Source organism: Rhizobium sp. 01N447_2, assembly GCF_056399245.1.
The window spans coordinates 24,030-38,154 of sequence record NZ_JBFTQY010000012.1 but is presented as its reverse complement, the minus strand read 5'-3'; the positions used below and the strand labels follow the sequence as shown (position 1 = coordinate 38,154).

At 60.5% G+C, this 14,125-nt stretch carries 12 protein-coding genes and 2 pseudogenes; 7 read left to right on the top strand and 7 right to left on the bottom strand.

Annotation, left to right across the window (positions count from 1 at the left end):
* The first annotated feature begins 178 nt into the window (after positions 1-178).
* Complete coding sequence (locus AC1ECN_RS09875) at positions 179-541, top strand: hypothetical protein (RefSeq protein WP_477952874.1); 363 nt, start codon at positions 179-181, stop codon at positions 539-541.
* 82 nt (positions 542-623) lie between these two features.
* Here the strand turns inward: AC1ECN_RS09875 and AC1ECN_RS09870 are convergent, their stop codons facing one another.
* Both AC1ECN_RS09870 and AC1ECN_RS09865 read right to left on the bottom strand, forming a co-directional pair.
* A complete protein-coding gene (locus tag AC1ECN_RS09870; RefSeq protein ID WP_130672422.1) occupies positions 624-2,063 on the bottom strand; it encodes a DUF1254 domain-containing protein in 1,440 nt (479 codons plus the stop codon).
* 327 nt (positions 2,064-2,390) lie between these two features.
* A pseudogene (locus AC1ECN_RS09865) lies at positions 2,391-3,139 on the bottom strand (cupredoxin domain-containing protein); the annotation flags it as partial.
* 331 nt (positions 3,140-3,470) lie between these two features.
* On the opposite strand from AC1ECN_RS09865, the gene AC1ECN_RS09860 reads away from it, so the two are divergent.
* On the top strand, positions 3,471-3,854 hold the full coding sequence (locus tag AC1ECN_RS09860) for an EF-hand domain-containing protein (protein WP_130672421.1): 384 nt from the start codon (positions 3,471-3,473) through the stop codon (positions 3,852-3,854).
* A 53-nt stretch (positions 3,855-3,907) separates the two neighbouring features.
* The gene (locus AC1ECN_RS09855) at positions 3,908-4,297 is read left to right on the top strand and encodes a DUF302 domain-containing protein (RefSeq protein ID WP_130672420.1); all 390 of its coding nucleotides are present in this window, start codon (positions 3,908-3,910) and stop codon (positions 4,295-4,297) included.
* A 139-nt stretch (positions 4,298-4,436) separates the two neighbouring features.
* On the opposite strand, the gene AC1ECN_RS09850 is transcribed toward AC1ECN_RS09855, so the two are convergent.
* Positions 4,437-5,132, bottom strand: coding sequence for a VIT1/CCC1 transporter family protein (locus AC1ECN_RS09850; protein ID WP_113546157.1), 696 nt, complete (start codon positions 5,130-5,132; stop codon positions 4,437-4,439).
* A 46-nt stretch (positions 5,133-5,178) separates the two neighbouring features.
* Positions 5,179-6,426, bottom strand: a complete 1,248-nt coding sequence (locus AC1ECN_RS09845; RefSeq protein WP_245503360.1) for an APC family permease — start codon at positions 6,424-6,426, stop codon at positions 5,179-5,181.
* Between the two features lie 227 nt (positions 6,427-6,653).
* On the opposite strand from AC1ECN_RS09845, the gene AC1ECN_RS09840 reads away from it, so the two are divergent.
* Entirely contained in the window at positions 6,654-7,538 is an 885-nt protein-coding gene (locus tag AC1ECN_RS09840; RefSeq protein WP_130673512.1) for a universal stress protein, read from the top strand.
* A 180-nt stretch (positions 7,539-7,718) separates the two neighbouring features.
* Positions 7,719-10,364, top strand: a complete 2,646-nt coding sequence (mgtA, locus tag AC1ECN_RS09835; protein WP_477952872.1) for a magnesium-translocating P-type ATPase — start codon at positions 7,719-7,721, stop codon at positions 10,362-10,364.
* Between the two features lie 42 nt (positions 10,365-10,406).
* Here mgtA and AC1ECN_RS09830 read toward each other — a convergent pair whose 3' ends face one another.
* The 3 genes from AC1ECN_RS09830 to AC1ECN_RS09820 form a co-directional block, all read right to left on the bottom strand.
* Complete coding sequence (locus AC1ECN_RS09830; RefSeq protein ID WP_245510259.1) at positions 10,407-11,336, bottom strand: ABC transporter ATP-binding protein; 930 nt, start codon at positions 11,334-11,336, stop codon at positions 10,407-10,409.
* Positions 11,337-11,415: 79 nt separating this feature from the next.
* The gene (locus tag AC1ECN_RS09825) at positions 11,416-11,568 is read right to left on the bottom strand and encodes a hypothetical protein (protein ID WP_018073256.1); all 153 of its coding nucleotides are present in this window, start codon (positions 11,566-11,568) and stop codon (positions 11,416-11,418) included.
* Positions 11,569-11,606: 38 nt separating this feature from the next.
* The gene (locus AC1ECN_RS09820) at positions 11,607-12,272 is read right to left on the bottom strand and encodes a CBS domain-containing protein (protein ID WP_018073255.1); all 666 of its coding nucleotides are present in this window, start codon (positions 12,270-12,272) and stop codon (positions 11,607-11,609) included.
* A gap of 244 nt (positions 12,273-12,516) precedes the next feature.
* On the opposite strand from AC1ECN_RS09820, the gene AC1ECN_RS09815 reads away from it, so the two are divergent.
* Positions 12,517-13,569 carry a type III polyketide synthase gene (locus tag AC1ECN_RS09815; protein WP_130672418.1) on the top strand — a complete coding sequence of 351 codons (1,053 nt, stop codon included), beginning with the start codon at positions 12,517-12,519 and terminating at the stop codon, positions 13,567-13,569.
* Positions 13,566-14,065, top strand: a pseudogene (locus AC1ECN_RS09810) (isoprenylcysteine carboxyl methyltransferase family protein). The gene AC1ECN_RS09815 and the pseudogene AC1ECN_RS09810 overlap by 4 nt, the downstream one beginning before the upstream one ends.
* Positions 14,066-14,125: the final 60 nt, after the last annotated feature.

The following is a 14,125-nucleotide window of genomic DNA, read 5'->3' as shown; positions in this document are numbered from 1 at the left end:
CAGGCGCTGGCTGATGGCGTCAGGATACCGCGTTCGACCGGCGTGGACGTTGATACCGATCAAAGCCAGGCACGATCGCACTCTGAGATCACCTTGTTCTCGCCTTAGCCGGCTCGCTCCTCCGTGTCGCTTCAGCCGCGATCATTCCTCAGCGACGCAGGTGGCTGACGTCGCAGTCATGGCGCGGCGCGAAGGCAATCGGTCCGACCTCGGCGACTCGAACCGGGCCGGACATTCTTGTCTGGCCCGTCTGGTTCAGGGCACGGTGAGCAAGCTCCTTGGCCAGGAGGAAATCAAGCCGCACGAGATGCGCTACTATCTGGAACGTCGCGATGCCGGGTTCGGGCAGAAGATGGCGGAGGTCTTGTGTGCCTATCGCGAGGTTCAGGTCCTGAAAAAGGCCGCCGCCGGGACGAACAAATCGGGCAAGCGGGTTGCGATCGTCTCCTATGACGAGAAGCCCGGAATCCGCGCTCGCGACGACGGCGCCGGATTTGCCGCCGGTGCCGGGCGTCCATCCGGCATTCGCACGCGATTTTGAATATAGGCGGCTTCGGGGGCGCTCACGGAAGGCTCAACGTTAAAGTCCCGGCCTTGGGCGGGACCAACCTTGGCGCTGTCGACTACCCCACCTTTTTCACTAACGGGATGACCCAGGATCCATCCAAGATCGATGGCGGGCTGTCATCGGGCCAGTAAAGCCGCATCATCAGGATGAACTTGCCCTTCGGTGCCGGAAGCCAATTTGCTTCCTTGTCGGCACCCGGCGACTTGTTCTGGATGTAAATGTCGATCGAGCCGTCTGAATTGGGCTTCAGGTCCTGCCGCGCGCTGATCGAGTAGCGATTGATCGGATTGTCGACAAAGAAGTACTTTTCATTGTACATCGTAATAGACCAGAACCCATTCACAGGCGGCGTCTCTCCCTTGGGAAAGGCCAGGACATAATTGTCCGATCCATTGTAGGCTCGGGCGAAAAGTCCATCCTTCGACTTCGTCGACGTCGGATAAATCGCATCCTCGGGACGGTTGGCCCCGAGCCCGATCGCGCTGACCAGCGCACGCTGCAGGTAATCAGTTCCATAGATGCCTGTCTTGGTCGTGTAGCCCCAGCCGTTGATATCCTTGACATCGCCATTGCTAAACTTGAAGTGCAGCATGATGCGCGCGAAGGCAACTTCGGGAATCCGTTTGATGAAACGGGCATCGAGCTTGCTTTTGTCGAAATCCTGACCGGGGACGATCCCGATTTCAGCCATCTTCGCGACGATCTCTGCGTCGTCCCTTGTGGGCGGATTTGTTTTCAGCAACTCGCTCAACAAAGTGAAGTATTCAACCGCATCCATCCGGTTGACCTGCTCACGGACGGCTGTCTTCATGTCGATCTCGTGATCGACCTTGCCAAGCGGCGGGGTCCAGTCCTTGCCATAACTGCTGAGCGGCACGAGCTTGCATTGGTCTTGTGCCTCATGAACCGCCTTGTAGTCCTCCGGCGTTCCGGTGCAGTAGATGCGTCCGAGGATCCAGACGATACTTGTCGATGACTTGTATTCGGTAACGCCCTCAGGCAGCTTGCCTTGCCATCCCGGACCGGTAATCGCGTATGTCTGGGCTCCGTCACCGGTTGTCCGCTTCCCCGGCACCTGAAAGACGGTTGTCCATCCATCGAGCATGGGAAATAGGAAGTAGCGATCCTTCATTTCCGGTATCGACAGGACCCATGGCTCCTTGCCGACGTCGATGAACGCCGTCGTATAGAGTGTGTCTGCGTTCGGCGCAGTGACATCGGTAAAGGAAGCATCTGGATATTCGCGTACCTTGATTATCTGGCCCATGGGGCCCTTGGTACCCTTAACCTTGGATACGTTGGTGACGACCCGCCGTGTCATCTCCATCGTAACCAGCGGATAGCCATAGGTATAGGCTTCCACCGCCAGCCAGAAATCGTTTTTCCCCTCGAAAGGATCAACGAGCGGATCGTCGACGGCGTAAGCGGGTGTGAGACAGCTACTGGCAAGCAAACTCAGACCGCCGATCGACACGGCGCGACGTGTAACTTCCATCTTAACCTCCAACAGAAAATGTCGCTCTTTGGGCTGAATCGGCGGCCTCGTCCAAGTGTACTAGGGCAGGAAGAAGTCGGCGCCACACCAAAAAGGATTATAGTTGCACCGGTATCTTCGGCATTTCGCGGCGGAGCGAAGTAGATCTCGATTCATCAACATTTGCCGCACTCCTACCGTTCGATGAGTTATCGAATCCCCTTCGGCAGTACTCCCCCACCCAACCAGGAGGCTCGGGTTGCCTTCGACCGCGATCGTGGCCGGGCACTGTAAAAGCGCAAGTATGTAACTGTAACATACGGTATCGGGGCCGCTTCACTGGATGTCCGAAACGCGCGGCGTTCGAATCACCGCCTCCGGAGAGGCCAAGATGACGCCTGCGCGCTCGACGACCCCTTCGCGCAGAGCGAGGGCGGGAAAGGCGCCGCCCTCCATGGGCAAGCTCACACGAATGTCGACGCGCTGGCCCATGGCGACCGGGAAGGAAGTCCCGCCAATCGGTTCGACACCCTGACCGTCGACCGCGACCAGCTCTCCGGAAAGAGGGCCGGTGTCGATGGTGAATGCGGTCGCCGTCGCGCCGTTTATGATGCGCAGCCGGCCGCGGCCGCGTTTGTCGACCGCCACGATTTCGGGATCGTCGAACGTGCGGTCGTTGGCGAGATAGGCGTCATAGTCGATGTCGTGACGTCCATGGCCGCCATTCCCGGCATCGTCATGCCCGCCATGCCCTTGCCGGACATCATATGCTGCATGCCGGTGATGCCCGACATAGCGCCATGGTCCATCGCCATGCCGCCGGATGCGGCTCTCCCCTTCAACTTCGCCAGCAGTTCCTCCGGCGATTTGAATGAGAACTCGCGCAGCAGGACGACGACCTCCTGCTCGTCCCGCTTGAGGTCGTCCGGGGTCCGCACGATCAGCGGAGCGGCGAGCAGGTTCTGCTCCTGGAGCGTATGAGCGTGCATCCAGTGCGTGCCGCCTGACCGCGGTTCTGCATCAGCACCGACAGGCATTTGCACTCCATAGGCGTGACGTCCAGAGGCATCCCGTCGACCATCACCGCGCGTCGGCGGGAATCGATGGAAACGGGACCTGAAGACAGGATCGCACTGGCGTGCCCGGAATATCTGCGCAGGACTGCGTGCAATCTGGCGAGAAGCTCGGCGATGCGGAATGGCTCGCCAAGATAGTAGTCGGCTGGCGAGAAAATCGAGCGCCGGATCGATTCCTCGTGACGCAGGTGGCTGGCGTTGCGGTCATGGCGCGGTGCGAAGGCGATCGGTCCGACCTCGACGAACCGAACCATACAAGTGGTTGATCCAGCGCAATGTGTGAAGCCAGTAGGCATCCTATTCTCAAAGGCAGCTCCAACTCGTGGAGGACAACACTTAAAGGAGATTCAGGATGTCCATGTTCAGACTGCCAACGATCGCTATGTTGGCCTTGCTCGGTGCCGTCGGTGCCAAGGACATCGCCTTCGCCCAGACGAAAAGTCCAGAACCGGTCCAGTCGGAGGACAAGCCCGATGCCGACGGATCGGAAATGATGCCACGCATGATGGGCCGCAACATGATGTCATCGGACATGAATGAAGGAATGCGCATGATAGGGCCAATGCGCGGTCATATGATGAAGATCATGTTCGCCATCGCCGATACCGATGGGGACGGCGCAATTTCTTTCGAAGAGTTGACCGCAATCCACAAACGCGTCTTCGACGCGGTCGACGCGAACAATGACGGCAAGGTCACACCTGAAGAAATGCAGGCGTTCATGCAAGACATGTGATTGGGCGCCGGGCATTTGCCGGCCGTTGCATAGGAGCCCAAAGGAGACTTCTCATGACCTACACGCTCGATAGAACCCTCTGGGCGACCAGTTTCGACGATGCGGTCGGCAGGACCAAATCCGCTCTCATCAAGCACGGTTTCGGAGTTCTGACGGAGATCGATGTCAAGGCAACCATGAAAAAGAAGATCGACGCCGACATCGACGACTACCTCATCCTCGGAGCCTGCAATCCGCGCATGGCGTTCGAGGCGATGAAACTGGAACCGAAGGTGGGGGCCATGCTGCCGTGCAATGTCATCCTGCGCGGGGTCGATGGCGGCAATGTCATGGTGAGCGCCATCGACCCGGTCGCATCCATGCAGGCGATCGACAACGAAATGCTGACCAGTCTGGCAGGCAGGGTCCGCTCGATGCTCGCAGAGGTGCTGGTCGAGATCTGACGATTACGAGTTCCGGCCCCCGAGCCCTGAGGGGTCGAGCTTGCGTCGGCTCCTCTTTCGTTGCGACCAGAACCGCAACATCCTAAAAACTCACCCCGTCCTCAAGCTGAGCGTGCAGGAGGGGGCGGAAAGTTACTCGTCAGACTGCGGTGCCAACCAGCGCACCGATCCCCGCCGTCAATGCCATAGCGAAAGCGCCCCAGAAAGTGACGCGCGTGGTGGCCCTCCAGACGTTGGCGCCGCCCGCTTTCGCACCGATGGCGCCCAGCAGCGCGAGGAAGGCCAAAGACGCGGTTGCAACGGTATAGATCAGCACCGAGGCGGGCGAAAGTACGACCATGAGCAAGGGCAATGCGGCCCCCACCGCAAACGTGACGGCCGACGTCAAGGCCGCCTCAACCGGCCGGGCCGCCATATGTTCGACGATACCGAGTTCGTCGCGCGAATGCGCGTCGAGAGCATCATTTGCGGTCAGTTGGATCGCGACTTGCCTGGCCAGCTCGTCGGTAAGACCGCGTTTGACGTAGATCTCCGTCAGCTCCTCGTACTCAGCTTCGGGTTGCGTCTCCAACTCGATCCGTTCTCGCGCGAGATCGGCTTCCTCGGTATCCGCCTGGGAGCTTACCGACACGTATTCGCCGGCCGCCATGGACATTGCGCCCGCGACCAGACCAGCGACGCCTGCTACCAGGATCTGCGAGGGTCCGGCGGACGCGGTAGCGACGCCCATGATCAAGCTCGCCGTCGAGACGATTCCATCGTTTGCGCCGAGGACGGCAGCCCGTAGCCAGCCGATGCGGGAGACCAGGTGATGTTCCGAATGCAGTCTGCTCATGCGCGTCTCCAAGACGAAGTATATTTTGACGGAGTGAACTGCGAAATTAACCGATGAGCGCAACGTCGATCGCGAGCAACGCGGCACTCGCGATCACACCTGCGACGGGCACCCAGAACGGGCAAATGAAGACACCCGTAGGCAGCGCTGTGGTCTCGGTCATCTTTATGCGGATCAGCGCCAGGTTTACCAAAGTGAACAGCCCCAAAGTACACTGCGATGTCAGCTTGGCGAGACCTTCGAGCGGTACGAAGATGGCAAACACCAGGATCGCCGTGGCCCCGATCAAAGTAGCGACGATCGGCGTTCCCGTGTGAGGGTTCAGGCGTCCGAGCACCTGGGGCAGGTTTCCCTGTTGGACCAGGCCGTAGATCACCCGAGAGATCATAATCATGTGCACGATGATGCCGTTTAACGTCGCGATGATCGCGATCGCACTCATGGTCACGAGCGGCATGCCCGTCAGGCGTTCAAAGACGAGTGCGAGCGGCGCGGGCGAGCTTGCCAGTTCGTCCGGAGGAACAGTGACCACAGCGACCCATGTGACGCCGGCATAGATGACGGCAGTCAGCCCCAACGTCACGAAGAGCGCGCGAGGCAGAGTCTTCGACGGCGTCTTCATCTCTTCGGCAATGTTGACCAGGTGTTCGAAGCCGATGAAGGAGAACACCGCAATCATGGCGGTACCGAACACGCCGACCCAGGCCGTGGGATTGCCGCCGGGCCATGCCTCCGGCAGACGTTCGATCAGGCCAACGCCTTCGGAGAACCCCGCTCCGACAATGAGGAGGAGACCACCGACCTCGATGAGCGTCATCACACCTGCGAAAGTGATCGAGCTGGCTGTCGCCAGGCATGAAATAGCAGCCATTGTCAGCACGACGCCGGCGATGATCGAGGATCCAGGAAGCGGAAGGAGGACGCCTACATATCCAGCACTACCAGCGCTGATCGTCGCTGCCGAGATGATCGCCGTCACGATGACCAGCAACCCGGTCACGATCGTGAACCATCGCAGTCCAAATGCCCTATCGACATAGGCGGCTTCACTTGCGCTGACGGGCATTCGCGTGCCGAGTTCCGCAAACGAGGCCGCGCTCAAGCCCATGACTGCTGCGGCACCCAGGAACGCGAGCGGTGCATGCATGCCCGCCCGCCCGGCGGCGACGCTGACGAGCACGTAAATACCCGCGCCTATGGTGACGCCAAGACCGTACAGGACGGCGTGCGACAGGGTTAGCGTGCGTGCTAGTCTCGGCCGCATCCCGGTGGTTTCGGCGGTCGTTGAATTCACTTCGCGCTCCCATTGTCACAGGCACATCCTCCTGAATTCAATACCGGATCTCGGCCATCAAGGATTTGACCACGATCAACTTACGCAGACTTCCAGTTGGAAAGGCGCCTGTGTGAACATCCGGTTATCGTGGGGCTCTTCGAAGGAGAGGCGGAATTCTGGCACGCGGCGCCGGGCCGTGGCCAGAGCGCCGGCGATTGCGTTACATCAATGCCGAGTCGAGACGGATGGAGATAGATGATTGCAATCGTGGCGGTTCGCGAGAGATGGAGCAGGACATGACGGCACAATATTTTCTCCCGCTGGCAACATATCCCGATTCAAGTTCCGGATTGATCATTTCGAACGCCGTAACGTTTACTGGGTATTATAGCGCGCATCTTCACGCGTGTGCGCTAACAGTCGCGATTCCGCACATCCCCAACGCATGGTCGTCGTTGCTGCTCGATACTCCGAAGATGATCGAGCATGCCGAGACATTGAGCCGCGATCGTGCCGCAACACTGATTGCAGCGGCGACCAACCTCGCATCGAGTGCCAAGATTGAATTAACTTGTCGAACGGTCAAAACCACCTTCCCTCTGTTACACGACACGGCAGCCACGGAAGCACGCTTGTTCGATCTGGCTATTCTCGAATGTATCGCGGACGTTCCGGATACCCGTATCGTCGCCGAAGCGGTCATATTCGGCTCCGGCCGGCCAGCCATCATCTTTCCCAACAAGACCCTTGCGAGCCCAATCGACCATCTGGTCATTGCCTGGGACGGAAGCCGAGCGGCCGCTCGGGCCGTCAGCGACGCAAAGCCATTCATTCACAAGGCCAAGCGGGTCTCGGTCCTATCTCTGACGGGCGAAAAACCGCTTCCGGAGACAAGCGGAGTCCACCTCGCTGAGATTCTGGTTTCGAGCGGCGTCAATGCAAGCGCAACGGCAGCTCGCTTTACTTCGTCATCCATCGGCCTCAGCATTCAGCGGACAGCGCTGGAACTGGGCGCCGATCTTCTGGTCATGGGAGGATTCGGACACTCAAGGCTGCGAGATTTTGTCTTGGGCGGAGCAACCGATGGTGTCCTGGGAGAGCCTCTTCTGCCCGTCCTCATGTCACATTGACGAACTGTGCCCGCCGTGGCGTATGACTGGTTTCGGCTGCTATCGAGCGGCGGGACCTTACCGGCTTCGAACGGCGTGGACGTGGAGGCACCTTCGATGCGAAACACGAAGCTTTGACAACCATCAATGACGTCCCCCCGGCGGAGACGATAATCGGCGAAATCACATACGGAGTTCGCCATGGATATCCCCGTTCTTCCTTCTCCTCCCCCTTCGTCCGCTTTAGAGGTCGCGATCCCCGCATACTGGACGAGATCGCCCTCGGGGCTCGCCGCTGCCCTCGCCACGTCCCTGCAGGACGGGCTGACGACCGCCCAAGCCGAAGAACGCGTGCGACGGTTCGGACCGAACTCTCTTTCCGATGAAACCCGTGGAGGCATGCTGGCAGACTTCGCGCGCCAGTTCAAAAGTCCGCTCGTGCTCGTGCTGGTGTTCGCAGCGCTCGTGGCGGGTGGCGTCGGCGAAGTCCACGACGCCATCATCATCGGCATCATCATTCTCGCTAGCTGCCTCCTGGGTTTTCTACAGGAACATGGCGCGCAACGAGCGGTCGAGGCGCTTCGACAGCGAATTTCTCTCACTTCAAAGGTCCGCCGCGACGGCGTCGACAAGATAGTGGCCGCAGTCGGCATCGTGCCGGGCGACCTGATCCTGCTCTCGGCGGGGAGCCTCGTGCCTGTCGATGCAGTCATCGTTGTCGCGCAGGATTTAAACGTCAGCGAAGCGACGCTTACCGGAGAGACTTTTCCTGTTGCAAAGGTGCCCGGCGTTTCGACCAAAGACGCCGGTCTTGCGGACCGTTCCAACTGCGTGTTCACGGGAACCTCGGTTCGGAGCGGCACTGCGACTGCGCTTGCGATCGCGACCGGCCCCCGCACGGAATTCGCACGGATCGCCAGCGCCGTCGCGCGCCAGATTCCGGAAACGGAATTCGCGCGAGGTGTCCGGCATTTCGGATTTCTGATGACGCGGATCATGCTCTGCATCGTCGTCGTCGTCCTTGTGGCGAATCTCCTGCTTCACAGACCTATCGTGGACTCTCTGCTTTTCTCGCTCGCGCTTGCCGTCGGCCTGACGCCTGAGCTGCTGCCTGCGATCATCAGCGTGACGCTGGCGCGCGGCGCCCGGACGATGTCGAAGTCTGGCGTGATCGTCCGCCGCCTCGATGCAATGGAGAACCTTGGCAGCATGGACGTGCTCTGCACCGACAAGACGGGGACACTCACCGAGGGCGTAATCCGCCTCGACAGTTGTGTCGACCCGCAGGGCGTCGTCTCGCCTGAAGTAAGGCGGCTGGCACTTCTCAATTCAGCGTTTCAATCGGGAATGAAGAATCCTCTCGACGACGCCGTGACGGCCACGATCGCAGCGGGGGAGATTTCTTCCGAGGCCCGCAAGCTTGCCGAGATCCCCTACGATTTCTCGCGCAAGCGCCTATCCGTAGTCGTTGCCGTCAGGGGCGGTCCGCCGCTGTTGATCTGCAAAGGAGCGGCCACCAACGTGATCGACGTCTGCGCCGCCGTCATGACCGCGGGCCGCGAAGTGGCCTTGGACGACAATGTCCGCAAACGGTTGGACGATGCCTGCCGGCAATGGGGAGAAGCAGGCATGCGCGCGCTCGCGGTCGCCACCCGGCCCATATCCGAAGCAGCTCCCGCAATCTCGAGGGAAGACGAATCCGGGCTTTGCCTGAAAGGTTTTCTGCTCTTCTCGKATCCCCCGAAGGCCGACATTTCAGCCATAGTAGCAAGCCTCGTGGAACGAGGGGTGCGGATCAAGGTGATATCGGGAGACAACCGATATGTCGTCCAGCATCTCGCGTCGTCGATCGGAATCGACGGTTCCCGCATGCTCACGGGGAAAGAGGTCGGCCGCATGAGCAACGACGCACTGTTCAGCCGTGCGGGGAAAACCGACCTGTTCGTCGAAATCGACCCAAATCAGAAGGAACGGATCGTGGCAGCCCTCCGCAAGGCCGGACACGTGGTCGGATATCTTGGAGACGGGATAAACGATGCGCCCGCCCTTCACGAGGCGGACGTCGGGATTTCGGTGGACGGCGCGGCCGACGTCGCCCGCGAGGCTGCCGACGTCGTCCTGATGCGGCAGGATCTCGCGGTCCTTTCGAAAGGCGTGGACGACGGACGCAGGACCTTCACCAACACGATGAAGTACATATCGATCGCGACCAGCGCCAACTTCGGCAACATGATCAGTATGGCAGCGGCGTCGCTCGTGCTGCCATTCCTGCCGCTCCTTGCCAAGCAGATACTGTTAAACAATCTGCTGTCGGATCTGCCGGCGATGGCAATCGCCACGGACAAGGTCGATCAGGCAGACCTTCGGCGTCCGCAGCGTTGGGACATCTCCCGCATCAAGAGGTTCATGCTGTGGTTCGGGCCGCTAAGTTCTCTCTTCGATCTGGCGACGTTCGTCGTTCTGCTGGCAGTGTTTTCCGCCGGACAGGACGAGTTCCGCTCCGCATGGTTCGTTGAATCGCTCATGACGCAGTTGGCGACCATGCTCGTCATCAGGACGCCGGGTCCGATCTGGAGAAGCCGGCCCAGTCCGCTGCTATTCGGCACGGCGATCGCCGTCGGTGCCGCGGGAGTGACCATCCCCTACACCGCGGTCGGCGGGCTTTTTGGTTTCGTTCCGATCCCCCTCGAAATTCTCACAGTGCTTTTGGGTATCAGCTTGTTCTACGTAGCAGCTCTCGAGACCGTGAAGATCTTCTACTTTACGACGCTGTCAACGGAGGACCATTCACAGCCCCGAACATCACGCCGTCGGCCTCGCACTCGAACAAGGCGCCATTCAAAATAGGCGCGATCGCTCAGCGCGGGAGCGCGGAATCTCAAAATGCACTCATATTTCGTGGTTGCCAGCGCCATCGAACTTCGCGGCGTCCCTGATGAGCCGGAACTTCACCTGGGTCACTCTGAGGTCACGATACCAGTCCACGATCGCCCCCCAAGGATCGACGATCTTCGCCAGTCCCGAGACGAAGGCGACGACGGTGCCTATCTCGGTCTTGCCGGTGACAACATAATATCCCCCGAGGACGAAAATGCCGACATAGCCCAATTGCGCCATGAGATTCATGAGAAAGTTCATGGCGTACTTGTAGCGGTAGATCTCCATGTTGGCGGAGAAGATCGCTCCGATGCGCGAAGTTTGAGGATCCTCTCCCTGGCCACCTTCGATCGCATGCACCATGCCTTCGCTGACGTCGCGCATAATGGCGACCTTCGCCTCGACCCGGCGGTTGATCGCGGCCTGCATCATCGGGACGAACGCAATCTGCGGGGCGAAGGTCGCTGCGACGGCCAGCATCATCAGCGGCTGGAGATAGATCAGGTAGCTGCAGACGGTGACAAGGATGCCGACCTGCAGCAGCGGCTCGGAGATGCTGGTTCCAACGAAACCGCCGACCGGCTCGGCTTCCGCAAGAACAATCGACAGCTCGACGCCCTCGAGCATGGATTCTGACGGCGGCGTCTCGGCCTGATGCAGAACACGCGCCCGCAGCCAGAGCGTGCCCTTCTCGCCCACCCAGCTTCTGTAGAGATTGAGGGTGAATTTTACCGCGCCCTCCAACACTGCCACCGCGAGATAGAGGGATACCAGAAAAAGAAGCGTCCCGTATGACGCTTGCTGGGTCGCCTCATTGACGATCCGGCGCTGGAGTTCGAGAGGCGCCGCGCCGATAACAAACAGAACCAGGGACAGCCCGGCGATCAACGCCTGATGACGCCTTCCCATCAGCCAGATGAAACCGAACAGGTCGGAGGGCATCGAATCCGTCGCGCTTCCGGTCTTTTGCGAGACGCGGCCCGGCAATCCAATCCTGGAGGGCCAAATGTTCATCGCGCACTCACGGGTCAGAGAGAGAGCGCTCGACGCGCCCGCTTCGAGAGTCGTCGGACGGTTTCACCAGCAGGACGCCCACGACCGTCCCGACCATGAGGATCAGGATGACGAGGAGAAGCCTCGACATGACGGCGTCTGCGATGACCCTGACAAACATGACGTAAACTTTCCGTGGACTTCATCGTTTGAGGGGGCTCACCATGCGGAAGCCAAGGTGATCTTGTTCACCACGCCGCCGACGCCGCGGACGCTTTCCGCCGCCACCCTGGCCGCTGAGCGTTCCAGCTCCGTCTCGACCTCTCCCCTCAGGGTGACCACCCCGTTGGAGACGGTCGCATTGACCATGGGGGGCGTTATTTCAAGCTCGGCGTCCAGGCGGCTACGAACTGCGATCCCGAGGGCCTCGTCGCCGGAAGCGGTGCACTGCCGTGGAACATCGAGAAGCGCTCGCATCAAGTCGCGACGGCTGATCATGCCGGCGAGCCTGCCGTTCTCGACGACGGGCAGGTGTTTGATGTCGTGGGCCTGCAGGAGTTCCGCGAGCTGGCTCGTGGTGGCGGTGGGGGCGGCGCTGATGACAGGCGTCGACATCACGTCCTTGACGCGCCAGCTTCGGGCCTTCACATAGTCCGCCAGTGCATCGTCGCGGTCGCGCGTATGCGGTACCGCCCGTCTGGCCCAAGACGACGCCACCCGGCGCAGCAGGTCTCCCTCGGTGACGATGCCCGTGAGCCGACCTTCGCCATCGACGACGGGCACCGCGCCAATCTTGCTGGCGTTGACGATCTCGACGGCTTCCCTGACGTTATGTCCCTCGTCGATCGTCGTCACGGGGGTCGTCATAATGTCTTTAGCAAGCATCGCGCAGTCTCCTTGTTGACCGGACGATTACGGATCCAACACACGTCGAGCGCATTGACGTGGATCAAGCCGGACACGAAGGCACGGGAGGCCACCTTCGCGCGTCGGCGTCTCCGGAGCTTTCCGACGAAGTGCGGCATCAGGGTCGCCGGCATTGCAACCTTTTGCAGGATCAAGCCGTTATGGTTCGGTCTCGTCCTCGCGCGGCACACCAAAGTCTTTCCGCGCCGCCGCAAGGAGTCCTATGCAGCATTCTGTCAAGCTGGTATCCGTCGGTACCGCAGTCCCGCCACATGTCATCGATCAGCGTGACGCGGCGCTAGCCTCGCACGCCGCGTTCTCATCCCGATTTGGCGATTTCGAAAAATTGGCAAAGGTGTTCGAAACCTCGGGGATTCAACGACGCTACGGCGTCCGGCCGATCGAGTGGTATCTCGAGACGTCGGGATGGCCCGAGAGAAACCTCGCTCATATCGAGGGCGCGGGTGCGATGTTCGTGTCCGCCGCCAGTAAAGCGCTTGCGTCGGCTGGCCTGGCCGCAGGCGACGTTGACACGATCGTAACGGTCTCCTCGACTGGTATTGCGACACCTAGTCTGGAAGCGAGGGTAAGCAGAGAGCTGGGTTTGCGGGACGACGTCGAACGGGTGCCCGTGTTCGGCCTCGGCTGTGCCGGCGGAGTCTCCGGGCTGTCGATCGCGTCACGGCTGGCGGCATCCCGGCCAGGCTCGGTCGTGCTGCTGGTCGCGGTCGAGACCTGCACATTGGCATTCCGGATGGACAAGCTTACGAAGGCGAATATCGTGGCGACCGCCCTCTTCGGCGACGGGGCCGCCGCCTGCGTGGTCCGCGCCAGCGAGGCCGGTCTGGCCGAGGTCGAATTTGCAGGCCAGCATACGTGGCCCGACACGCTGGACATCATGGGGTGGAGCGTCGATACGGAGGGTCTAGGCGTGATCTTCGACCGTGCCATACCACCGTTTGCAGAAACTCACGTCTTGAAGGGCGTGACATCCATACTTGCCCGATCAGATCTCACTCCTGCCGACGTTGACCGGTTTGCGTGCCACCCCGGTGGATCCAAGGTCATCACCGCCTTGGAATCGGCACTTAAACTGAGCCAGGGAACCCTCGACAAGGAACGTGAGGTTCTCTCGGATTATGGGAACATGTCGTCGCCAACCGCGCTGTTCGTACTCGAGAAGCTTCTCGCCCACGGACTACCCAGGCGAACTGTCCTGACGGCGATGGGGCCGGGCTTCACGCTTAGCTGCCTCTCGTTGAAGACTGCAGCATGATCGCCTCGATCATTCTTCTCGCTGCGGTCACGCTCGAGCGGCTCGGGGAGCTTTGGCTCGCACGCGACGTAACACGCAGGCGTTGCTTGCTCGTGGCGCGGTCGAGGTCGCCGCCGGGCGCTATCCGCTGATCGTCTTCCTGCATTTTGCATGGATAGCTGGCCTTTGGCGGTTCGCATGGAACACGCCCATTCGCCTGGAGTGGCTTGTGATTTTCGCAGTTTTCCAAGTGGCCCGGCTGTGGACACTCTTCACGCTCGGGCGTCGTTGGACCACGAGGATCATCGTGGTTCCCGGAGAGGTCCTTGTCGCCGAGGGGCCTTACCGGTTTGTGCGACATCCAAACTACGTCGTGGTGGTGGGCGAGATTGCAACACTTCCACTCTGCATCGGATTGTCCAGCCTCGCGTTGCTATTTTCAGTCGCCAACGCCATGGTCCTGACGATCCGCATCAGAGCGGAGGACGACGCTCTTGCAGCATCGGTTCATTCCTGACGGCAATGAACCGGCGTGCAGGCGCTCGACACAAACTCCTATCGCCGGGCTCGTGTGCGA